We start from the raw sequence: 22,448 nt of genomic DNA on the forward strand, positions 1-22,448 counted from the left end.
CAGGCGTCCCACAACCGTGCCTCCTGCGCCCAGCGGGGCGCTTGGTGCTGATCCTGGTCACCAACCGCCGGGGCGATTACGGTGAGTGTTCACGCGATGTGCGGCCGCTTTGAAAGCCTGCGGCGGGGGCGTTCTTGGTGTCTGGTGTGGCCATCGCGTCGCGGCGGTACCACGGCGGCCATCGCTTCGGCCACCTCAGGCAGAACCGAGGCGTAGGTATCCCCCGTGAATAATGACCGGAAGTGACCGAGCGTCGCACCGAACACCTTCATGTCGACCTTGCCAAGCCGGCTCAGCGTCGCAGCACCATGGCGAAGGTCGAAGAACCCAGCCCGCCAAGCGAAACCTCCATAGCCGTCCGGGACGAGCGGTGGCCGCGATCGGTTCACACCTGTGGAGGGATTGATGGGCCTGATGTGGCCGCTGGATAGACACGATTACCCGCCTCGTCCCTACAAAGCGTGACAAGATGACTCCTATTGCCCACCGCAGTTGGGGGCACGGGAGGCGGTTCGTGACCACTATCGGTGATGTAGATCGTCTGGTGCGGCATTTCTGTTTCGACGGCCCTGCCTGCCAATACGGCCCCTACTCGGCCCCCGCCGGGCAACTGCGCGGCGAGCCGGTGATCGAGGGCTCGGTGTGGTTCTACCGCTTGGTCGATGCCAAGAACGCCCCCGTCGATCTGCACGTCTATACGGGTCTCGCGGATCTCGGCGGCGCGCTATGGGAGCAGGAACTTCGGGTCTTGCTTCGCCTCGGCAACTCTGCGCTGCGCGCAGTCCCGGAGGTGCTGAGCGGTGGATATCAGGAGGACGAGGACACCCGGCAGGCGGGCGTGCGGACGGGCGGAGTGGCGTTCATCGCCACTCGTGGCTCCGATCTCTCGATGGCGACTCCCGAGGCCGCTCCTTTTATGCGCGCCAAGCCGACATTGGCGGTCAACCGCTTCGGCGCCCTCGCCGAAGCACTGGCTGAACTCCACGAATTCGGCGTGACGCACCGCGATCTGTCTCCTGCGACGATCTACGTCGACGCCGAGAACGACTACGAAATGTGGATCGCCAGGTTCGAGATGAGCACGCTGATCTCAAACCTGCTGGATCTCGCGGCGGTCGACGCCAACGCCCCCGACACCCGACTCCGCGACTTCTTCCTGCGCCGCCTTGATGGCCACGACCCGCTCCACTACTGCCCGCCCGAACGCCTGCTCTACCTGCTGGAAGGCGCCCCCTTCGAGGAAGGGCCGGACTCCGACGTCTTCAGCCTGGCCGCGATCGCCTGGGAGTGGTTTCTCGACCCGGCTGGGCTCCCCGAGGTGCCGGAGAACGGCACGCCATACGAACGCGTAGTCGCCGTCCGCAAGCGGCATCAGGCGATGCGGGACGCAATCAGGGAGGCAGCGCAGGCAGGCTCCCTGCCCGCCAAGCTCGGCGCGCTGCTCGCGCGCATGCTCGCTGACGACGCCGAGTCCCGCCTACCTGCTGGCGAGGCCGCGAACCAGCTGGCACGCGACCACAATCAGATCGCCGCGTTCTGGACCACCGACGACGACGCCACTTCGCCGCGCGCCGTCCTCTACATGCCGACATGGTCCGACAGCACCCTGCTCACGTGGGGCTGGATCACTCACAGCTCCACCACGGAAACCGGCGAAGACGAACTGCGAACCGTCATCGCCGACGACCTCAGAGACGCTCAGATGCTCCATGTCGAGCACGGCGCCGAGCCCTACGTCCCCCTCGGCGGCAGCAACGCCGAGTCCAAGCGAGAAGCGAAGATCCTCCTCCTCGGCTCGCGCGGCGCGTGGTTCTGCCAGTTGTACCGGCGGGGGGCAGTGTTCGGCCGGTCCGGGAGTCCGGAGGAGCGAGCTCTGATCATCAAATACCCGGTGGACAAGAACCAGCCCGAGTTCCGCAGGCGGCTGGAGGACCTGCTGGAGCAGACCACCCGCATCTCCTTGCCCGCGATCGAGCTTTTCTCCGATCGGATGTCCACGAGCGTGCTGGACACGGTCCTGGCCGATCGGCCGAGCTGGCTCCCGCTCATCGATTCCGTCCGCAATCAGGCCAGGGAGACCCCGGCCGACACGCGCGACCGAACCCTGATCGAATGGACGCTGGAGTACCAGGGAGCCCACCTCCAAGCTCGCATCTACCCGTACACACTTGTTGAGACCGACCACGGCGACTTCGAGCTCCAGTACGACCGCAAGCGCGATCTGGATCGCATCCGCAAGAACCCGCTGCTGACCAAGATCGATGACTCACGGGCCCGGCTGGAGTTCGGCGAATTTTTCAGGGCCTTGGAGGAGACCGGCGGGGATGTCATCCTGCAGATCGGCGCCGACCACAGGGGCAGGCCCGCCTGGCACGACAGCTCCAACTGGCGGGTTTCGGGCAATGCTGGGCAGGACCGCATCAAGGTGACCGCGTCGCGCGCCACGGAACGAACGCGTCGCACGCCGCCCGGGGCAGGATGGATCCGCCTCGATGAGGACCGAGGCACGATCGTCTCGCTTCGCAGGCAGACCACCGCCTACTGGGAACTGGCCGACTCTGCGGAATTGCTGCGCCAGTTCCGCAAGCCCAGAAGCTACAAGCTCCTCCCCAACCGCTGGGTGCAGGCCGGCGAGGGACTGGCCGGGAAGAAGCACCGGCAGACCGTCCGGGACATGCTCTCCTACCAGCCGTTCTTCGCCGTTCAGGGCCCGCCGGGAACCGGCAAGACGACTCTGGTCGTCGAGGCAGTCAAGCGTTACCTCGCCGCGCAGCCGGGAGCCCGCGTGCTGATCTCGGCCCAATCGGGATACGCGCTGGACAACCTCGCCGAGCGGCTACTCCTCGAGCTCGGCGCGCTCGACGGGCGGGGACGCCCCTCAGGTGCTTGGCCCGGCGTGGCGATGCGGATCGCCTCCGGGGAGACCCGTGACAACGCCCGGGTGGCCCCAGCGGTGGAGCCCTGGATGCGGGAGCGGACCACCGAACGGGAGCTTGGTTGGATGCGAGACCGGGTCGACGCGGTTCTCCGCAAGATCGCAGCCAACGACCCCGTACTGCCGGTGCTGAAGACATGGCGGAACGCCCTGCGGACCGACGCGCACAATCACATCTGGCCCGAGCTGGGTGACCGGCTGCAGCGCTCGGCGAACCTGGTCTTCGCGACCTGTGCCATGGCGACCCCGGAGAACGTGACGCCTGGCGGAGCGCGAACCCAGTTTGACTGGGTGGTCCTGGAAGAGGCCGCGAAGGCGTGGATGACGGAGATCGCGATTCCCCTCGTGCGCGGCACCCGCTGGACCCTGATCGGCGACCACAAACAGATCGGCGCGCACGGCCGGGAGGACTTCGAACGGTTCATCGACAGTTGCGCGGGCGACCCCAGCGCCTCCTTCGCCGACATCTACGCCCGCAAACAGGAGCACATGGAGGTATTCGACGCCTTCGAGCGAATCTTCAAGCACTACGCCGACGACGCCGCGACACCGAACACCGGGCCGCCATTGCGACGACTCGACACCCAGTTCCGTATGGCCCGGCCCATCGCCGAGTGCGTGGGGAGGGTCTTTTATCCAGACACGACTGTCCCCGCGGACCCAGACGGCCTACACAAGTCGGGGCTGCACCAGGGTAGAGAGATCGAGCCGAGCTGGGTGCGCCATCCGTCCGCCCTTCGCGGCCGATCACTGGTCTGGCTCGACACCGGCGCACTCCCTGATCGTGGGGACGAGCCCCGTTGGAAGAACCCCGGCGAGGCCCGGCTGGTCGCCAAGCTGGTGCGGACGATGGGCGGGCCGCCGGCCGAACTCGGAGACGAAGGGCTCGCAATCCTCACTCCGTACCAGGATCAGTTGGCCGAGCTGCGCGACAAGCAGGGCCTCGGGCCCCTAGTGCACACCATCCACTCGTTCCAGGGACGAGAAGCGGACGTTGTCATCGTGTCTCTGGTGCGATCGACGATGCGTGGCGGTGCGCAGCAGAGCATCGGGCACCTCGCGTACTCGAACATCATCAACGTGATGATGTCGCGGGCCCGCAGGCTGTTGGTCATCGTAGGCGACATCGCCCACTTCGCGACCGTCGGTGAGGTCTCCGGTCCCGACCTGGCGTTCTGGAGTCAGTTGACCACCGCTGTGACCCGGTTCGGCGACGTGCTCGCCGCCGGGGAGGTGCTGGGGGACGGCTCATGACGGAGACCATGATGCTCTTCTTCCCCTGCGACGCGCTGCCCGTCCGGGTCCGCTTCGGTTTCGGAGACGGCATCTCACCGATCGAGGAGACCGCCCTACGCCTTATCGCCGCACGAGCCAACGCGCAGCGACTGGACGTCCACGAGCTCACCGAGCTACTCGGGCTGAGCCACCGCGTGGTCCTCGATCTGCTCCACGACATGTGGCGTCAGGGCTACCTCACCCTGGACTTCGCCAACGGAACGATCGGGCTCAGCCGGAGGACCGCCGAGCTGAACGCTGCGGGGCGCCTCGATGGCCTCTCCAGCGCCGAGTCCGTCGAGGACCAAATCGAGATCATGCTTGACCGGATCGGCGGACTGGTACGGCCGGTGCCGCGTGAGTGGCCACAACTCGACCGCGACACACTGATCCATCACGCCAGGCCAGAACTCACTCTGCAGGACACGCCGCACAGCGAGCTGTTCCGGGCGCTGCGACACCACTTCGACCAGTCCCAGCGCGATCTCGATGAGCGGACGGCCGAGCGCGGCTACCGAAAAAAGCGGTTGCTCAGCGCGAGCCTCGCAGCCGGGCTACGGGGCACGCCAAGCCGCAAGTGGCTGCCCGTGGAGGTCACTGCCGCACACGACCCGGACAGCGACCGGTTGATCGTCCGGGTCACGGACCGGGAGTATCCGGAGACGCGCTGGGAGGCCGCCGGAGCGGTACTGACGGACCTGGTCGAACGGCATCCCAACGAACGCTTCGCCCAGAGGCTTAAGGCGCTGGCCGATCGCGTCCCGCCCATGGCGGGCCGGTCTGACCTGACCGAGCGTTTGGATCAGCTGGCAGAGCACGCCGCGCGCGCCGTGGACATTGCGCCCGGACAGCGCTGGAACTGGCACAAGGAGCTTTGCCGCGAAGCGCGGGTGCTGGTGGCCCTGCTCGATCAGCGCTACCGGCGCGAGATGACGGTCGAGGCCATCACCTCCAAGGAGCACCCGGACGCGATCCGGTCGCTCATCGCCGACGCCCGCGTGCAACTGGTGATGGTCTGCCCTTGGGTTCGCTACGACACCCTCAGCGCCTATGAAGCCGACCTCGCCGCCGCGCGCCGCCGTGGCGTCCAGGTCGTCGTCGTGTGGGGCATGAACCACAAGGACACGCTGGAGCGGATGGCCGAGAACAGCCTCGACTCGCTGGCGCGCATCCCATCCACTGTTCCGCTGGTGCGGTCGGCGCTACCTGCGCGTACCCACGCCAAGGCGGTCATCTGCGACGACCGCCGCGCGCTTGTGACCAGCAGCAACTTCCTAAGCACCAAAGGCACCAGACGGGAGGCGGGCCTACTGGTTTCAGCGCCGGACGGCCGTGGCCATGAGGTCGCCCTCAACCTGCTGGCCTGGGCGCGCGCCGCCGTCCCAGACGGGCCCACCAGCCGCAAGATCATCTGCCGCGCCGCCGACTTCGCGCTGCTCGATTCCAACGAGGGCACCCATCACTCCCCGGCCGAAGACAAGAACCCGGACGAGGCGTTTCCCGTAGCAAATCCCGATATCGATCTCGAGGACACCGGCCACGACAGGATCGCGGCCTGGTCGGGCGCCTGGACGGCCTATGCCGAGGGGCTGCGCACCGAGCTCGCGGCCCGGACGCTGCCGAGTGTCGACACGGTCACCGACGGCCGCCACCGGGAACTGCTCTGGCGGGCCATCGGAAGGGCGCAGCGCCGCCTGGTCATCGCCTCCGACCAGATCTCCGACGACGTAGTGGACGACCGGTTTGCCGACGCCCTGCGGCGGAGGCTCGACGAGCCCGACGGTCCTCACATTACGGTGGTATACGACCGGGAACGGGCCAGCACACGCGGTACGCAAGCGGTTGAGCGGCTGCGCGGTCTCGCCCACGATCATCCCGGCCGCATCGACCTTCGCAGGGACCGCAACCACGCCAAGGCGATCGTCTGCGATGACGAGTTGCTGATCGGCAGCTTCAACTACCTGTCGTACGAGGGTTTCCGCACACTCGGCTCGCCACACCTGCAACGGTCCGAGCTCAGCCTTTGGCTGACCGACCCTGCACTTGCAGGCAAGGTCGCTTCCGGACTGGGGTCCTCCGGCGAGCGCGACGACGTGGCACGCATCTCCCGGCCCGTTCCGGTGACTGCGGCGCTAGTCGATCCCGCGCTTCAGCGCCTGCTCGATCCGATGCTCGCGGCCGCCGACGAACCGGATCGGCTGGCGAGCGTGGTCGCCGAATCGGTTCCCACCGACGATCCCTGGCCGGCGTTGTCCGCGCTCGAGGTCAGCGGTGCCGCCAAGGTTCTGCGCCTCGCCGTGCCACACGCGTTGGCCACATCGACGCCCGATCATCAACAGGTACCGCGCTGGCGCCGCTGGCTGATTCAAGACCTGTGGGAACGAGGCCGGTTCGTCGAGGCCGCCGTGCTGCGTGCCGTCGACCCAGATGACGCAATCCGGCCGCGCCCCTGCTTGGCGGTGGCCGCCGCCGCCCGTGACACGAGCGCATGCTATGACGCGCTGTTCGAGGCCCTCGTCGAGGACCCGGACGACAGCGAATCCGCCGCACTCCTGGTGATCGCCTCGGCGGAAATGGTACTGCGGGCCTCGTATGCCACCCAGGACCTGCTTTCCGATCTGCGCGAGGGCGTGGTCGAGCCGTGGCTCGCCCTCGGCGACCTATGCCGGGACTACCTTGAGGCCACCGGCACACCACTCACGTCCACTCTGCTCAGCAGCCTCTCGGAGCGCGACCGGCACGTCGCCAAGGAGGAGACTGCCTGGGCCGAGCTGGATCGTGCCCTGGCCGGCGCCCGACAACTTCGAGGCAAGATCAACGTCGCCTCGAAGATCTTGGTGGCGTTCTTCCGAGGCGACGGGCCATTCGGCCGGCTCGGCGAGGCTGTGGAGTCTCAGGACATCACGAAGGTCCGTGCGTTTCTGTCCGGCCCGCTGGGTCCGCGCGGCGACATCAGGAGTCAACTCATCGACCTGATCAATCAGACCGGCGTGAAGGTGGCCCCGAGGTCGCCAGCCTTGCATTCGAAGCTTCTGGACAGCTTCGTGCTCCGGCTGAGTCCCGTCGTAGAGTGCGCCCGGAAGCTCGTCAAACTGGCTGAGGAGGGCTCCAGATCGCAGGACACGGGCGCGAGTGGCCAGATCATCAACGCCGCCACAGCCCTCAAGGCGGGTCTCGCCGAGCTTATGCCCGACCTGTGGGCGGCTGCGTCCGGCCTGGACCCGACCGAGCGACGGCTGGTGCGCGCATGTCTGACCGACCTCACCCACGTGCTGGACTTGGAAGCCGCCCATGACTGATCAGGCGAGCGTCTTGGACGCGGTTCTCGGCGACTGGGCGGAGCGCTGGCTGTACCCCGAACTGGCGGTGGCGGTTGAGTCGGGCGAGCATACCCCGCAGGCGCTAGCCACGGCGCTAGCTGCGGGGCTCGCCCGCTCCCCCCGAGAAGTGCAGCGAACCGCGCAATGGCTGGTCGAACACGAGGAGTTCGACGTCCTCGACGCGCTGCAGTCGGCATCGATGCTGTCAGCGGACGAGACCACCCAAGTCGGCGAGCTGCGCGCCCAAGCGAACACAAGGCTGGAAACCGAACTGCGCCGCGACTGGACCAGCCTGGCGGAGCGGGCGCGGCGTGTCGGCATCGAGCTACCGAATCCGCCCTGGCTGGGCCGGGACGAGAACGCCGACGACCTGCAGTGGGGGCGCGCACGGGCGCAACTGGAGGAGGAACGCGGCAGGGTCGACGGTATCGAGCGCGCTCGGCGCCAGGAACTGGAGGCCCAATTCGAAGCGCGCCGAACCAGCGCAGATGGCGAGGAGTGGGCACGGGCCGTCGCCGACTGCATCGAATCCGGCCGTTTCGACGCGGCGAAACGGCTGATCGAGATGGGCTCGACCGAGGCCGCCGCTGGGGGACCCCACGAATTCGAGCCCCTCGACGTCCCTCGCACCCGGCCCCGCTGGTCCTTTCCCGACGCCGAGGTGCGGCTCGAGGATCTGCTGTCGTGGCTCCTGCATGAGAAACCTCCGGCTGCTGCGGGTTACATGCGCTGGCTTCCCGCGGAGGACGACACTCCCGCACTCGACCTCGTCCGGGCTATCCGGCGCGTATGCGACACGGTCGATCACCGCAGTGTGCTGGACTTCGTCATGGCGCTGCATGAGCTGATCGGCAGCGACTCGGCGAACCATACGACTGAGACCCGCGACGGGGGGGTCCTGACACGAATCAGGTTCCACGGCCACGGCCTCCCACCGATCTTGCCGAGTTCACCGGATGGAGTGGCGACCTGGATCGCACCAGCGGGAAACCCACCGCCCGCCGGCACCGAACCCGATCTGTGGATGATGCTCGGTCCCGGAACGTCGGTGCGTGCAGCCGACGGAGAACCCCCGGCTGGGTACGCGCACTTGGACTTGCTGTGCCTGGTCGGCCTGCTCCTGCCGAGCCGGACCGACGCGGTGTCTACGCAGCGCCAGCGCTCGGTCAACCTGCTGCGGTCGATCTGCTGCAGGCTTCCGGTCCGGCGGGTAGTAGCCGACCCCGTCCCGTTCCGCCCGCTGTCGGAGCACGAGGTTTCGTGGTTGCTGGACCTGATGGGGATCTCCGTCGACGCGGTCGGTCAAGACCTGCTGCGGTACGAGACGGGCGGCAACCCGCGGCTGCTGACGGAACTGCTGGCGCATCTCGTCCAGGGAACCAAGCGTCCGCGCGCATACATGGCGGACGTCGTCGCGATCGACGCCGTCCGTCGGGACAAGCAGTTGACCCGGCGCATGCGGCGGCACTTGGAATCGATACTCACCAACCATACGACCGCCGCGCTTTTCCGGACAGCCGCGCTCTACTACTGGGAGCGTCCCCGAGATCTGTTCACCATGGAACAGCTACGGGAAGACATGGCGGTGCTCTTGGTGGACCCCAAGCACCTGGCGGAGCGCCTACCCGAGGCTCGGGAGTCGTTGAGCGCGCACGAGGAGACCTTCCCCGCCGCGCTGGACCAGCTCAGCGGCGCGGGCCTGTTCGAAGCGGAGGGGCCGGGCTCGTACCAGCTGCCTTTCAGCGGCATCCGGGATCTGGTCCAAGTGACCGATCCAGCGCGGTCGCGGGAGTTGGCGCTCTCTGCCGTTATCCGGATGAACAACCACGTTCTCAAGGATCCACGACTCACCGCCGTCGGATACGGCGACCAGATGATCAGCATGATCGGTCATGACGTGGGGAACGAGATCACCCGACTCCGCGACCTGCTCGACGAGGCGAGTCGGGCGACGCCTTCGGATGTCACCGACGTGATTCGGCAGGCGCTCGGCCACGTACGGTCCTTCAAGTCCATCGGCAAACGGTACGCCGACTGCATGACCGAACCGCGCGTGCAGCCGGTCGAGCCGTTGCTGCGGGGGGCTCAAAACCGGTTTAGCGTGGAGTGGGGGCGGCTCCATCTCGATCCGGTAGTAGAGATCGGCGGGCCGCTGCACGTGAAGGTCAACGACTATGTCCTAACGATGGTCGTTGGTGGTTTCCTCCGGAATGCTGCCAACGCCACTGCCAAGCCCCCGTTCGGCCGTGCCCAGATCACCGTCCGCGCCGAGGGCGACTGGTGCGTGATCTCCATAGAGGACAACGGGCCGGGCTTCGCGGCCGCCATGCCGACCGGCGTGAGCAAGCGCGGCAACGTGCTGGCCCGTCAGGTCATCGAGGAGTTCTACGGCGGGGAACTGGCGGAGCTGAACGACGGCACTGGCCCCGCCGGAATGCCCGGCGCCCACGTCCAGATCAGCCTTCCGCTGTGTCCTCGTACCACTCCCGCCACAGGCGAAGAGACCGCCGGTTGAGGTCGCGGAACTCTCCCACCGTCCTAGCTCGCCGGGCCAGGGCCTCGACCTCGTCGTATTCCCTGTAGAAGGCCGCCCGGCGGCTCCACAGCGGGCCGTCGGGTGAGGCCTCGGCCGTGCGTAGCTGCATCCAGTACCGCGCGGAGTCCAGCACGGCGAGAACGCGTCGCAGCGCGCCCTCCCCAGTCTCGGCGGTCAGGATGAGGGCGATCTCCCGGAGATTGCCCCACCACTTGTCGTCTTTCTTGTGTTCCAGCCGAACCGCCCGGTACTGATGCCGGAACGAGGCGTTCCCGTCGTCGTCGGTCTCCCCAGTGTTCATCGTGATGACCGCGGTGGGAATGTCGGTGTGATTGCACAGGTACCTGAGGATGTCGACTCCCTCTCCAAGACTGTTCTCGGAGAGATGGAGGTCGACGATCGCTCCATCGAAGTCCAGGACCCCACCGTCGCGTAGGAAACGGTCCCATTCCGGCTTCGAGTCCAACGGGAGACAGTCATATTCGGGCCCGAGCTTCTTGATGATGGAGCCGGTGTGGTGGTCGTCCACGATCAGGAGGCGGGGCAACCGGTCGCTCCTCGGCTCGCTGAGCCCGTAGTGAAGCGCCGAGTACAGTTCGGCGGCCGTCTTGAAGCGGTCTCCGCGTTCGGGAGACAGCGCCTTGTGGAGGACGTCCGCGAGATCACCGACTTCAACGCGGCGAGGCCGGACACCCGGCAACGGAACCTCTGTCTCCCAGGGGTAGTCGCCGGTCGCCGCCTCGTACAGGCACACCGCCAGGCCGTAGACGTCCTGATCGGTTAGCTCCTCCGGGGTAAGATCTCGCCCCGCGGGCTGGTCCGGAGGCAGGTACCTGGGGGTGCCCACTCCCGGGACAGCCCGCTCGCCCGCTCGGACGGCCAAGTCGAAGTCGATGATCGTGCAATCGTCGCCGGTCCACAGCACATTCCGCGGGGTGATGTCACGGTGATGGACATTCTTCTCGTGGAGGGCCTCTAGCCCTTTGGCAAGCTGTTCTCCGAACCGGCGAACCTCCTCCGGCTCTATGCAGCCGAGCTCGGCCAGGCTGATACCCTGCGTGTATTCGGAGACCAGGTAGGGGATGGCACGGTCATAAAGGTTGGTATGCACGGGACGCGCGATGGCGGGATGTCTGACTTCCCGCAACGCGGAGTACTCCGTAAGCACGCGTGCCTTCGCACGGGCGAGGTCGCGGTGGAACAGTTTGAGGACACGCTTCCCATCCTCGATGGTGTCGTGGACGTGGTAGACCACCGCGTGTGAGCCGGGCTCGCCGAGGCGATCCACCACCTCATACTTGTCAATCTTGAACCCGGCGGGGAGCCTCGCGTAGTCGGGCTCGGGCTCCGCGGAGAACACTCGGAAGGCGTGCGCCGCAGTCGGACGCTGGGTGGGGTCTTCGGCGCACATCGCCCGCACTATCTCGGCCCGTTGCGGGCCAAGCAGGTCCGCCAGCCTGCCCCACGGGTCGTCGAGTTCCGCCGGCTGGGCACCGGTGGCCAGCTCGAACGCGAGCACACCGGCAGCGTAGACATCGGAGCGGGTACTCAGCCGGTCAGGGCGAAGCATGCACTCGGGCGCCAGGTACGGGTCGCCCGAGGCGTCCAACAGCGCGTCGCCGTCAAGGGAACGCACACGGCGGGAGGGGCCGGTACGGGCGTATTGGAAGCGGGTGATGACGCCCCGCCCTTCCGCGTTGACGACCAGGGCGTCAAGGCAAATGGCACGGTGCAGCGTGTCGTGCGCATGAAGGTGGGAGAGACCCTCGAGAAGGTCGACGATCAACTCGGGGTGGGACTCTCCGGCAGTGTACGGGGCGTGATCGTCCATGACGACCACCACCTCGTCCTCACCCGGATTCTGAAAGCAGTCGAGAAACCGGATGATTCGGGGATGCGGTTCGACGTCGCGAAGAGTGTCATATCCGTTCCGCACCCGAGCGATGTGGGCTTGCCTCGCGTCGTCCGCCATGGCGCGCGGAGTGGAATGCACTTGGAGAAGCGCGATTTTTGACTTCGGATCCAAGACGTCGGCGGCACGAAACTCCGAAATCCATTCCGATGCGCCAATAGCGCCGATCGCCTCGATCACTTTCCAGCGCCCGAACACGGGCAGACCGGACACCGGACCGATCAATTTGGTCAGCGCACGGAGTATTTCATCTCGATAAATCCTGATCGGAGCGCGGTTTCCTCTTCGTTTCTCATCTTCGAGGGTGGTGAACAGGTCCGCAACGGGAATGGTGACGCGATGGTCTTGGCCCTCAGGGTCCGCGAGCCGGGCGTTCTCCCCTGCTAGGACGACGAGGCCATCGACGTGTATACGGCCCAGCCGCTCGTCCTGCTCAACGAGCCAACTACTGAAACGTTTGGCGTTCTCACGGATCTTCTTGGCGGGATTGGCGTATGCCGAACCCTGGAGCCAGCGCGGTCCCGCTGCAGTCACGGGGCCGCGTCCTCCCTTGACGTCGACGAGCACGACCGAATGGTCTGTGATGACAACGATATCGATCTCGCGCTCGTCTGCACCAGAGAAAGGAATGTCCACGTTGTGGACCGCGATCCAGCCATCCTCGTGCTTGTCCAGCAGGTCGATGACCAACTCTTCGGCCTCGTTCACCGGAGTTCCTCCGGCAATGATCAACGCCACCGCGGGGCCCCTTCTGGAATTGCTGCTGCGATCCGGTGCAGACGGGACGAATCGACCTTCTTTGGACCATACTGTAGTCCTACCGGCACAGTTGTAGGTCACTTTTGCGCCGAACCGGCCGTAACCGGCCCTGCCTGATTTCAAGAGTCCAGATCCCGGGTGTCGGCTGTGCGTGCGACACCAGGGCCCGGGATGAGGGGGACTCTTCTCCTATCGGTGAGCAGGGCGACGACCTCGCTGCGCCCGCCGTGATGTGGACCTCACTCGTACCGCCCGGCGCAACGAGTACCTGCTTTGGATCGCGCTGGCAGCCTGGATGACACCGGCTCGATCCGACGCCTGCGCCCCATGGCGGCGCCAGGCGCGGCAGGCCAGCAAGTGCTCAAGCATTCCGATCAACACAGTCGTCACTATGTGTAATGAGCGACTGGCTTCTTGCGGTGCCCGAACCTCCACCCTTGGTGAGCACAGGGTGCGCACGAACTGTAATGGATCACGGGGGATGGGGGCGCATCATGCGAACCTCTGACCTGCGGTAATGCGAATGCGCGAGGATAGTGAACTAGCCCATAACACGCCAAAAAAGGAACTGCTAATGCGGTTTGGGTGCAAGCCCATCCGGGGTTCAAATCCCCGATCCTCCGCCACACTGACCAGGGGCTTCGTCCAAGATCTAGATCTTGAGCGAAGTCCCTGTCGCGTTTCGGATGCCCGTTCTTCCTGGCCTGGTGTGCACGGGATGTCGTCGGAGTGCTTTCGTCACCGACGATGCGGATGCTGGCCGTCTCGTCTTTGATTACCCTGCGTGTTGACCGCGCCGGTTGCGTCGGTCCGCAGGTGAGATCACGTTGGCGGCGTCAGGTGTGCTCTGCCGCGTCCAACGAGGGACGACCGCAGCCACCGCCTCGGCGGCTGCCCGGGACACCTCCGGAAGCACCGACGTGTAGGTGTCGGCGGTGAACGAGTGGCGGGCGTGGCCGAGAGTCTCGCTGATCAGTTTCATGTTGACGCCGACCGCGACCCCGTCCACGCCCGGCTCGCCCCGCATGTCCGAGCACATGCACAGTGGCATCGTCATCCACCCCCGCGGCGACCACGACTCCACCGGGAGCCCGGCCGGTCACAGACCGGTCAGACGGTCAACTGTGCGCGTCACGCGATCAACTGCGGCGGCGCGGTGGAGGCGAGACTGGAAGGCATGTCCACGCCTCAGTCCTCGCCGCCGTCCGCAGACACTTCGCCGCCCAAGTCCTCGGCGCGGTCCGGCGGCTCGACGAACTGGTCACCGATCGTCGCGCTCGCTGCCGGGATCGCGGTGCTCGTCGGTAGCGAGTTCCTGCCGGCGAGCGTGCTGCCCGCGATGGCCGGCGACCTCGGGGTCAGCGAGGGCACCGCCGGGCTGGCGGTCGCGGCGACCGCGGTCGCGGGCGCGATCACCGCCCCCAGCATCGCGGTGCTGCTGCCGCGGACCGACCGGCGCACGGTCCTGACCGGGCTGCTGGTCGCGGCGGCCGTCTCGAACCTGGCGGTGGCGGTCGCCCCCGGTTTCGCCGTCCTGCTCCTCGGCCGGCTCGTCCTCGGCGTCGCCATCGCCGGGTACTGGTCGTTCGCGTTCGGCGCCGGGACCCGCGCCGTGCCGGGACGCGACAGCGTGGTGTCAACGTCCATCGCGCTGGGCGTAACCCTCGCGACGATCGGCGGCGTCCCGTTGGCGTCCCTGCTCGGCGACGCGGTCGGCTGGCGGTTGGTGTTCGGCGTCGCGGCGGCCCTCGGCATTGCCGCTGCCCTGGCCGTGGCCCTGACGTTGCCGCCGGTACCCCCGCACCCGGCCGCCGGAATGGCGATGCTGCGGGCGGCGCTCGCCAACCGGTGGCTGATGGCCGGGGTGCTGGGCGTGGTCCTGGTCGCGTTCGGCAACTTCGCCGCCTACCCCTTCGTCCGGGTCGCGATCGAGGACGTCGACGCGGGCGCCACGGTATGGCTGCTGCTGGCCTGGGGCGTGGGCGGGATGGCGGGCAACCTCGCCGCCGGGCGGTTCGCGGGACGGCTGCGCGCTGTGGTCGCCGCGGCCCCGCTTCTGCTGGCCGGCGGCCTGCTGGTCACCGCGACCGCGCCATCCCTGCCGGTGCTGGCCGCGGGGGTCGTCGTGTGGGGCCTGGCCTTCAACATGGTCCCGGTCGCCACCCAGCTATGGGTGACCCGCGTCGAGCCCGAACGCGCCGAGTCGGCCCTTTCGTTGCAGGTCACCGCGTTCCAGGTGGCGATCACGCTGGGGTCGGCGTCAGGAGGCGCGCTCCTGGACGCCCGCGGCATGCAGGCGGCCTTCCTGCTCGGGACGGGGTTCGCCGCGGCGGCCGGGCTGCTTTTCGCCGCGCTGCGCGTCCCGCGCGGGTGACGGCTCCCGCCAGGCCTGCGGCGCGACGCCGTGGTGGGACGAGAACGCCCGGCTGAAGGCAGCGGTGGAGCCGTACCCGACGGCGGACGCGATGTACTCCACCGGACGCGAGGGGTCCGCGAGCAGTCGGCGCGCCTCCCGCATCCGGATCTCCCGGAGCACCTCCGCGGGTCCGCGGCCGAGGGCGCGGCGGAACCGCTCGCCCAGGGCGGAACGCGACAGATGGACCAGGCGGGCCATCCCCTCGACGGTCCACGGCTCGGCCGGGCGGGCGGTCACGGCGGCCACCACCGCGGTGACGGCCTCGTCGGGAGGTCCGGCGTCGCCGCCCTCGTCCTCCTGCCAAGAGGTGGTCATCGCCGCGCCGATCAGGTTGCCGTAGCTGGCGGCGAACAGGGTCGGCCGGCACGCACGTTCGAGCGGGCACTGCGTGACGAGCGCCATGACGCCGCCATGCCGGCTGCCGAAGCCGCGGACCACCAGCGGGCTGGGCAGCCGACGGACCGGGACGGCCATGCGCAGGTCCGCTACAACCAAGGCGGACTCCTCGTGCCGCTCCGACGCGGTGAGCCGGTAAGCGGTGCGGGCGTCGATGAGGACGGCGTCCCCCTCCGCGAGCGACTGCGCCTCGAACGCCACCTCAAGCGTGAGTTCGCCCTCCAGCACCAACGCCCACAGCGGGACCGGCCGTTCGGTGAGCACCGCGCCCGCCGGCAGCTGGACATGGTCCATGCCCGACATCTCCCACGCCGGTTCCGGGGAGGAGGTGCCGACGTCGTCTGCCCGTGAGATATCCACGATGTTCGCCACGTGAGCTGAAGCAGAGACAAGACGGCGGCCTATTCCCGCGCGTCCCGGATGGCGTCCCGGTTGGCGAGCCTCGACTGGCTACGGGAGTCGACCTGGTGATTACAGTGAGTGCTCGGATGGCGAGGTCTACCTTCGGCTCCATCGACGGTCGGTGAGCACAAGGTGCGCACGAACTGTAATGGATCACGGTGGATGAGGCTGCATCATGTGGTCGCTGACCTGCGGGAACGCGAATTCGCCGGGATGGAATCATCACATAGCACGCCAAGAATGGCTCTGCTCATGCGGTTTGGGTGCAAGCCCATCCGGGGTTCACATCCCCGATCCTCCGCCACTCTGACCAGGGACTTCGTCCAAGATTGTGATCTTGAGTGAAGTCCCTGTCGCGTTCCAGAGGTGCCAATGGGCCAACCCCGACAGGATGACCGGAGAGTCCGGGGCTTGGACGCTCCGGGCGTCCTGTGGCTTCAGCCCCGCGTCATCACTGCTGGGGTGGCTGCGGCATGTCGGCTTTCGACGGCACCGCTAGGTCTTTGTGGACGACGGTGAACCCGCCGGACAGGACGGGGGAGAACGGGGCCGGTGCCATCGCGGTGCCGACCTGCTCGGGTTCGTAGGTCTCACCCTGGGGGTTGACGAGCATGTTGGCGTACTCCCAGGACATCCCGATCCTGTCTTTGGACCGGCCTGGCTTGCCACCGTGGTCCCGGCCGGCGTCGTAGACGCTGAAACCCTTGGTCATACCGACCCATGGCGGGCCCTCGCAGCCCTCGGGGGTCGGGGTGTCCTCCACGCACCACGTCTTGACGATCTCGGCGGTGATCGTGGCGTAGCCCGGGGAGGTGATCAGCGAGTCGGCCCGGCCGATCGCGTAGAAGGTCCGCTTCCCCGGAGCGAAGTGGTGCTTGATCTTCACCGTGCCGGTCGCATCGTTCGGCGACCCGGTGATCGTCGCCCCGCCGGGGAGAACGCGGTGGTGAGTGAACGGAGCCTGACGGACGTCGAAGGTGAAGAAGCGGCGGTCCTTGTCGTCCTTCGGCAGGAACGTCATCCGGAACTCGCCGGACCCGGTGACGCCGGCGACCTTGGGCTTGTTCGGCTTGATCTTGGCCTGGACCGCACCTGTGGTCGCGGTGACCACGGCCGCAGCGGCCACGCCCGCACCGAGAACAAGGACAGCGGCCTTACGTGCGCGCTTCACGATCATCTGGGAGTTCTCCTTCTATCTGATGTTTCGTCGCCGAGCGGTGATGCAGGGGAGGTGATCGAGTCCGCGGACACAGCCAGAGCTGGGCGGTGGCGTCGAAGCTCCTGGGCGTGGGCCCGGTCCATGCTGAGAGCCGGTCAGGCCGCGCGGCGTCGCCGGTAGTAGTGGACGGTGACCGCGATCAGCAGCGGGCCCCAGAACACGACCGGTGCGAAGGAGGCGTTCATCAGCCACGCCCATGCGCCGGTCGGGGAACCGGAGCTGCGATGCGTCCAGGTGTAGAAGTAGCCGGCGGCGTACAGCAGCACCGCCATCGCCCCCAACGTCGCGGTGGTGACCGCGAACCGCACCGACACGCGCTTGCCGCCGACGAACCCCATCCAGCGGGGGAACCGCTCCCCCCACGGCTGGATCAGACCGAGGGTGGCGAACGATGCGACCTCACTCAGCAGGATCAGGGCGAGCACGTACGCCGAGCCCCAGCCGGGGACGTGCAGTTCCACCATCGCCTCGTCGGTGAAGCCCATCCCGAACCCCCACGCCATCGGCAGCCGCCACAACGCCGACGGCAGCGTCGTCAGGGCCGCCGCGTGCGCCGCCCAGCGCGCCCATCTGGGCACACCAGGCACGGTGCGGAACCCCGCTTTCCAGCCGCCCCGCTGGACTTGGACGCCAGCGGACGCCGTTTCGATAAGGGTCGTGGTCATCGTGGCTCCTTGAGAGTGGCGCTCCGGCTCCCGATCCCGGCATGAACGACTTTGCTGGGATCGGGGGCCGGATCCCTCCCCCAGCCGGGTGGGCCGTGCCGTCCCGTCTCCCCCGTGAGAGCTACAGCCGCACGTCCCGCCTGACCAGGGATGACAAGGGGCCAAGAAGACCAGCTCGCCGCGCCACGCGGACGCGGGCGTCGTCGCCGGCCGGGTCAGCCGGGCGGCCATCTGCTGCCAGGCCGCGTCCAGCGCCACGAAACCCCGCTCCACATGCGAACCTGGACAAGCGGTCTGAACGTAGTGGCAGCGCCTCCGAAGGCGATCAACGCTCCTCCCTCAACCCCAGTTCAGGGGCGTATCCGACGGAAATTCCTACAGGGGAAGGCGGACGGGCGTGGGGTCTTCCCTGTGAGGTCGGTGGGGTGCGGCGGATCGCCGGGTCCTTGCTGTCCCCCACCGCCACCACCGCGCCGCCCACGTCCGTTGAAAGAACTGCCCACGGGTTCAGGGGCAGGCGGTTTCACCGGGATGGTTCGGTGGCTGCCCGGGCATCTCGGGAAACCTAGGTGTAGGTGTCTGCGGTGGATGAGGAATGCGAGGCGCCCCCGCGTTTCGCTGATCATCTTTAGGCCGACCTTGGCGAGCGGCGCCAGCGTGGCCGCTCCGTGGAAGCGGATCGGCGGCAAGGCGCTTCTTTCTCGGTCTCTGGGTTGCTGGACTGGGCTGGAGGCGCCTTGGCTTGGGCCCTGGTTGCGTGGCGTGTCCCGTGATAGGGAGCGAGTATGGCGCTGCCTCGCCCGTTCAACACTGAGATCTATGTCCACCCGGACATTGCCGGCCTGGAAATCACACGGCTGGCCGCTCGCCTGCCCGAGTGGGCGGGACGGCAAGCCACTGAGCCGGCCGACCGGCCTGCCGCCGAGGCGGCGATCCGCGGGTTGTACGAACTGGTCGGCGCGCCGCAGCCTCGGCTGGTGTGGATCGATTCACCTCGCGGGGATCCCGATTGGAACTGGAGTGAGTTCGGCTCGCCAAAGCCCCAGGCGATCGCGGCCGCTCACGGTGTGCCGGAACCGGGCGAGTTCCTCCTGACCCTGCTCAGCGGTCATCGGGGAAAGAGGGGCGGATGGTTTTTCCGTAAACGGCGACGGGAGGTCTGGAAACGGAGGCTGGCGCTGTGGAAGGAACTCATCGAGTCCTGCGGCGGCTGGTGGCCCTTCAAGGAGGTCTGCCTGGTGTGCGAGCGGCCCGCTCAGATCCGTCTCGCCAAGGCGCCAAGGTCCTTGGAAGGCCCTTTGGTGCTGCACTGCCGCACAGGTCCGGCTTTAAGTTACCGCGACGGCTTCCACCTGTACGCGCTGCACGGAAGGGTCGTCCCCGACGACGCCATCAGCGGCGAGCGGACAGGGGCCAGTCGGCCGTCCGGATTACCGGACAACCTGGCGGAATTGATCGATGACAGCAGTGCCGAGGCCGTCGCCCGGCTCGCCGGCAAGGACTTGCGTGGGGCCGACCTGCGGGGCGTCCGGTTCCCCGAGGGGACCGACCTCATAGGCGCCGACCTCAGCGGAGCCGATCTGCGCCATGCTGATCTCTCCTGCGCCGATCCGGGCGGGGCCCCTGTCCTGGGAGCCCGGTTCGCTCGCGCCAAACTCGTCGGAGCGGATCTACGCGACGCCGACTTCGGCATCGTCGGCGATTTCGTCGGTGCCGACCTGACCGATGCCGACATGACCGGCGCCTACTTCGGCGGCGCCCCCGAGATCGGCACCTCGTGCTTCAATGACGCCAAGCTCGTGCGGACCAAGTTCATCGGCGCCCACCTGGTAGGAGCCTATTTCAGCGGCGCCGACCTCACCGGGACGGATTTCACCGGCGCCCGCCTACACTACTCTTCTGGATCGATAGACTCGAGCTACATACTGTCGCGCTTCGCTCAGTGCACCTGGGACTCCACGACGAGATGGCCGGACGACGAGATGGCCGAGGCCGTCCGCCGGGTATCCGGCCCCATCGACCAGGACACCTTTCGAGTACGCAAAGAGCCACCAACTCCACCCGGACGACGGGAACCCCTCCCTCAACCACACCCCCTTCCGGAGGGCGACCCCTTCTTCGACATCGGCCACTAATTGGCAGTCGTCAACATCCTGGGTGGATGAACTCACCTGGCCGCTTGCTGTTGCGCTAACCACTGAGCCATACACGCGCCGGCAGTGTGACGACCGCGCATGGACGATCTTCGGGTTTTGGGTCTTGACGGATCTTCACAGGATGCTCAGACTCCTGCATGGGAGCGCTCCCACACTCCGGCTCACTCGTCCCGCTTGGCCGGATCACTCAGCGATTCTCATGGGTGCGCCTCCTCCACCACCCCGAGATTCTGGAGTACCGGATGAGACGCGGCATCGGGATCCTCGCCACGGCCGCGACGAGCATCGTCGCGCTTCTCGCCCCGCCGGCGCAGGCGTTGGAGCACGTCGACCCGCTGGCCGGGAAGGCCAGGTTCTACGTCGAGCCCTCGACGAACGCCGAGCGACAGGCTGACGTTTGGGCGGCCGCGGGGCGCGATGCCGACGCGGCGCACATGCGGGCCCTGTCCAAGGTCTCGCAGGCGATCTGGTTCACCAGCGGCACCCCCGCTGAGGTGCGGACGGCGGTGCGGCAGACGATGGTCAGAGCCGCCAAGCAGCACGCCGTTCCGGTGCTGGTCGCGTACTACGTACCGGGCCGGGACTGCTCGCAGTACTCAGCGGGTGGCGCTCCGACCGAGGCCGCCTACCGCGCCTGGATCGACGCCTTCGCCAAGGCAATCGGCGGTGGCCGGGCCGTGGTGATCGTGGAGCCCGACGGGCTGGCGCTGCTGTCCAGCGAGCCGTGGTGCAACGAGGGCGGCGGCGGTACCACTGGAACGCCGGAGGACACCGCCCGGGTCGACGAACGCTTCCGCGAGATCAACTACGCGGTCGGCGCCCTGCAGCGGCTGCCGCGCACCGGCGTCTACGTGGACTCCGGACACTCGGACTGGCAGCCCCTCAACGACTACGACGCCGGATACGGCGAACCGCGCGCCCAGCTCGGCATGGCCAGCCGCCTGCTGAAGGGCGGCGTCGCCAAGGCCGACGGCTTCGCGCTGAACGTCTCCAACTACCGCAGTGACGAGGAGTTGGTCTCGTACGGCACCAGGCTGTCCAAGTGCCTGCGCTTCCGTCAGGAGACGGGCGCGACCAGTTGCTCCGACACCGACCTGGCCACCGTCCCGGACGATCCGCGCGAGCTCACACACTTCGTCCTGGACACCAGCCGCAACGGCCAGGGGCCGTGGACGCCTCCGGCAGGCAAGTACACCGACCCTCAGGTCTGGTGCAACCCGCCGGGCCGCGGCCTGGGCGCCCGGCCCTCGACCCGCACCGGTGATCCCCTGGTCGACGCGTTCCTCTGGATCAAGCGTCCCGGCGAATCCGACGGCCAGTGCACCCGCGGCACCGCCGGTCCGGAGGACCCCGAGTACGGCGTGGTCGATCCTGCGGCCGGCGCCTGGTGGCCCGAGTACGCCTTGGGCCTCGCCCAGCGAGCCGTACCTCCTCTCCGCTGACCGGCCCCAACCGGACCTGCGTGACGCGGTCAAGGCCGCCCGAGTTCCGCAACCCGCCTGCCCCTTCCGGAGCACGGGCGGCCTGCGCTCAGGGCGTCACGACGGGGAAGTTCGGCTCGGGTCCTCGATGACGGCGAGCAGCCGGCGCAGCGCGGCACCGTCGCCGGTGGTGGTGACGCCGGCGGCGTCCTGGCCGCCGGCCAGGGCGAGCAGCATCGGCTTGGTCAGCGAAAGGGTCAGGTCGGCGCCGCCCGCACCGTCGGGGATCTTCCGGTGCATGAGCGCCCCGTTGGACAGCGACATGCGGTACCGGTCACCGGAATCGGTGAACTCCCAATCGATGGTCAGGTGCTCGTTCCAGGCTTTGGGGCCGTTGACGCGGATGGCGAGCGAGTCGAAGACCTGCTCGACGCCGAGGCCCGCCGCCATCCCACCGGAGATGCTGGTCGGAACCGGCGGGACGCCGCTGAATCAGAACGAGAAAGAATGGGCGCTGTGGTAAACGGCCACGCCGTAACCGATTGCGGTGATCACTACCAGGCCGAGCGCTCCGAGAAGGAACCCGGCCACGGTACATGAGACCGGACGCTTGGCGGGGGCCCACAATGGTCCCCACACCCAACCGAGCACAGCACCGAGCGGGGGGAGCCCGAACACGGCGACCGCCCCTAGCAGCACGCCCGACTTGGTCCGGTGATTGCCGCGCCAGTCGGTCCCACTGAGATGATGTGCAGCCGATGAGGCCGCCTCGCACCATGCCACGATGAAGACGAGCCAGATGATCAGGGCGATGACCAGCATACCGATCATGTCCTTGCGCCAGGTCTCCACGGTTGGCTCCCGGATGTAGCACAAGATCGCCCACGCCATGCTCGTGCGGCGCGGCATGCTGACTCATCTCGGCGCGAACGTCTCACGCGCATACCGCATCAACGGTAGGAGATTCTGGGCCGCAGGAACACCTCCGGCGCGACCCCTGGTCGAGCTCCGTTCACGGACGCTTACATAAGCGATG

General features: G+C 67.6%; 13 protein-coding genes. 6 read left to right on the forward strand and 7 right to left on the reverse strand.

Translation table 11 applies throughout. The features are described from left to right. The first annotated feature begins 514 nt into the window (after positions 1–514). Genes ABWI04_RS05150 through ABWI04_RS05160 form a run of 3 tightly spaced genes read left to right on the forward strand, consistent with a single transcriptional unit; the run spans position 515 to position 10,045 of the window. On the forward strand, positions 515–4,189 hold the full coding sequence (locus tag ABWI04_RS05150; RefSeq protein WP_353831604.1) for an AAA domain-containing protein: 3,675 nt from the start codon (positions 515–517) through the stop codon (positions 4,187–4,189). After that, positions 4,186–7,509, forward strand: a complete 3,324-nt coding sequence (locus tag ABWI04_RS05155) for a phospholipase D-like domain-containing protein (RefSeq protein ID WP_353831605.1) — start codon at positions 4,186–4,188, stop codon at positions 7,507–7,509. The genes ABWI04_RS05150 and ABWI04_RS05155 overlap by 4 nt, the downstream gene beginning before the upstream one ends. Further along, positions 7,502–10,045: a hypothetical protein gene (locus ABWI04_RS05160; protein ID WP_353831606.1), complete on the forward strand. Its 2,544-nt coding sequence runs from the start codon at positions 7,502–7,504 to the stop codon at positions 10,043–10,045. Before ABWI04_RS05155 ends, ABWI04_RS05160 begins: the two co-directional genes overlap by 8 nt. On the opposite strand, the gene ABWI04_RS05165 is transcribed toward ABWI04_RS05160, so the two are convergent. Together ABWI04_RS05165 and ABWI04_RS05170 are read right to left on the reverse strand one after the other, a co-directional pair. Further along, a complete protein-coding gene (locus tag ABWI04_RS05165) occupies positions 9,987–12,686 on the reverse strand; it encodes a protein kinase domain-containing protein (RefSeq protein WP_353831607.1) in 2,700 nt (899 codons plus the stop codon). The genes ABWI04_RS05160 and ABWI04_RS05165 overlap by 59 nt on opposite strands. 826 nt (positions 12,687–13,512) lie before the next feature. Further along, positions 13,513–13,794: a hypothetical protein gene (locus ABWI04_RS05170; protein ID WP_353831608.1), complete on the reverse strand. Its 282-nt coding sequence runs from the start codon at positions 13,792–13,794 to the stop codon at positions 13,513–13,515. Positions 13,795–13,914: 120 nt separating this feature from the next. Between ABWI04_RS05170 and ABWI04_RS05175 the strand changes: the two genes are divergently transcribed. Continuing rightward, entirely contained in the window at positions 13,915–15,111 is a 1,197-nt protein-coding gene (locus tag ABWI04_RS05175; protein WP_353831609.1) for an MFS transporter, read from the forward strand. Here ABWI04_RS05175 and ABWI04_RS05180 read toward each other — a convergent pair. The 3 genes from ABWI04_RS05180 to ABWI04_RS05190 form a co-directional block, all read right to left on the reverse strand. Continuing rightward, the gene (locus tag ABWI04_RS05180) at positions 14,998–15,843 is read right to left on the reverse strand and encodes an AraC family transcriptional regulator (protein WP_353831610.1); all 846 of its coding nucleotides are present in this window, start codon (positions 15,841–15,843) and stop codon (positions 14,998–15,000) included. The two genes, ABWI04_RS05175 and ABWI04_RS05180, sit on opposite strands and share 114 nt — an antisense overlap. Before the next feature lie 559 nt (positions 15,844–16,402). Next, a complete protein-coding gene (locus tag ABWI04_RS05185) occupies positions 16,403–17,128 on the reverse strand; it encodes a hypothetical protein (protein WP_353831611.1) in 726 nt (241 codons plus the stop codon). Positions 17,129–17,265: 137 nt separating this feature from the next. Further along, positions 17,266–17,835, reverse strand: a complete 570-nt coding sequence (locus ABWI04_RS05190) for a hypothetical protein (RefSeq protein WP_353831612.1) — start codon at positions 17,833–17,835, stop codon at positions 17,266–17,268. Between the two features lie 785 nt (positions 17,836–18,620). On the opposite strand from ABWI04_RS05190, the gene ABWI04_RS05195 reads away from it, so the two are divergent. Continuing rightward, positions 18,621–19,970, forward strand: a complete 1,350-nt coding sequence (locus tag ABWI04_RS05195) for a pentapeptide repeat-containing protein (RefSeq protein WP_353831613.1) — start codon at positions 18,621–18,623, stop codon at positions 19,968–19,970. 263 nt (positions 19,971–20,233) lie between these two features. Next, positions 20,234–21,433 carry a glycoside hydrolase family 6 protein gene (locus ABWI04_RS05200; RefSeq protein WP_353831614.1) on the forward strand — a complete coding sequence of 400 codons (1,200 nt, stop codon included), beginning with the start codon at positions 20,234–20,236 and terminating at the stop codon, positions 21,431–21,433. A 96-nt stretch (positions 21,434–21,529) separates the two neighbouring features. Here ABWI04_RS05200 and ABWI04_RS05205 read toward each other — a convergent pair whose 3' ends face one another. Together ABWI04_RS05205 and ABWI04_RS05210 are read right to left on the reverse strand one after the other, a co-directional pair. Continuing rightward, on the reverse strand, positions 21,530–21,862 hold the full coding sequence (locus ABWI04_RS05205) for an alkyl sulfatase C-terminal domain-containing protein (RefSeq protein ID WP_353831615.1): 333 nt from the start codon (positions 21,860–21,862) through the stop codon (positions 21,530–21,532). A 42-nt stretch (positions 21,863–21,904) separates the two neighbouring features. Further along, positions 21,905–22,264 (reverse strand): hypothetical protein, encoded by a 360-nt coding sequence (locus ABWI04_RS05210; protein ID WP_345171490.1) that lies wholly within the window; start codon positions 22,262–22,264, stop codon positions 21,905–21,907. Between the last annotated feature and the right edge of the window lie 184 nt (positions 22,265–22,448).

The organism is Actinomadura sp. NPDC000929 (genome assembly GCF_040492065.1).
GTDB lineage: Bacteria > Actinomycetota > Actinomycetes > Streptosporangiales > Streptosporangiaceae > Spirillospora > Spirillospora verrucosospora.

Excerpts from the sequence above, each read along its gene's own strand:
- ABWI04_RS05200 (WP_353831614.1), top strand. The coding sequence starts at position 20,234 with ATGAGACGCGGCATCGGGATCCTCGCCACGGCCGCGACGAGCATCGTC.
- ABWI04_RS05160 (WP_353831606.1), top strand. The coding sequence starts at position 7,502 with ATGACTGATCAGGCGAGCGTCTTGGACGCGGTTCTCGGCGACTGGGCG.
- ABWI04_RS05170 (WP_353831608.1), bottom strand. The coding sequence starts at position 13,794 with ATGACGATGCCACTGTGCATGTGCTCGGACATGCGGGGCGAGCCGGGC.
- ABWI04_RS05175 (WP_353831609.1), top strand. The coding sequence starts at position 13,915 with ATGTCCACGCCTCAGTCCTCGCCGCCGTCCGCAGACACTTCGCCGCCC.
- ABWI04_RS05180 (WP_353831610.1), bottom strand. The coding sequence starts at position 15,843 with ATGGACCATGTCCAGCTGCCGGCGGGCGCGGTGCTCACCGAACGGCCG.
- ABWI04_RS05155 (WP_353831605.1), top strand. The coding sequence starts at position 4,186 with ATGACGGAGACCATGATGCTCTTCTTCCCCTGCGACGCGCTGCCCGTC.
- ABWI04_RS05195 (WP_353831613.1), top strand. The coding sequence starts at position 18,621 with ATGGCGCTGCCTCGCCCGTTCAACACTGAGATCTATGTCCACCCGGAC.
- ABWI04_RS05190 (WP_353831612.1), bottom strand. The coding sequence starts at position 17,835 with ATGACCACGACCCTTATCGAAACGGCGTCCGCTGGCGTCCAAGTCCAG.
- ABWI04_RS05185 (WP_353831611.1), bottom strand. The coding sequence starts at position 17,128 with ATGATCGTGAAGCGCGCACGTAAGGCCGCTGTCCTTGTTCTCGGTGCG.
- ABWI04_RS05205 (WP_353831615.1), bottom strand. The coding sequence starts at position 21,862 with ATGGCGGCGGGCCTCGGCGTCGAGCAGGTCTTCGACTCGCTCGCCATC.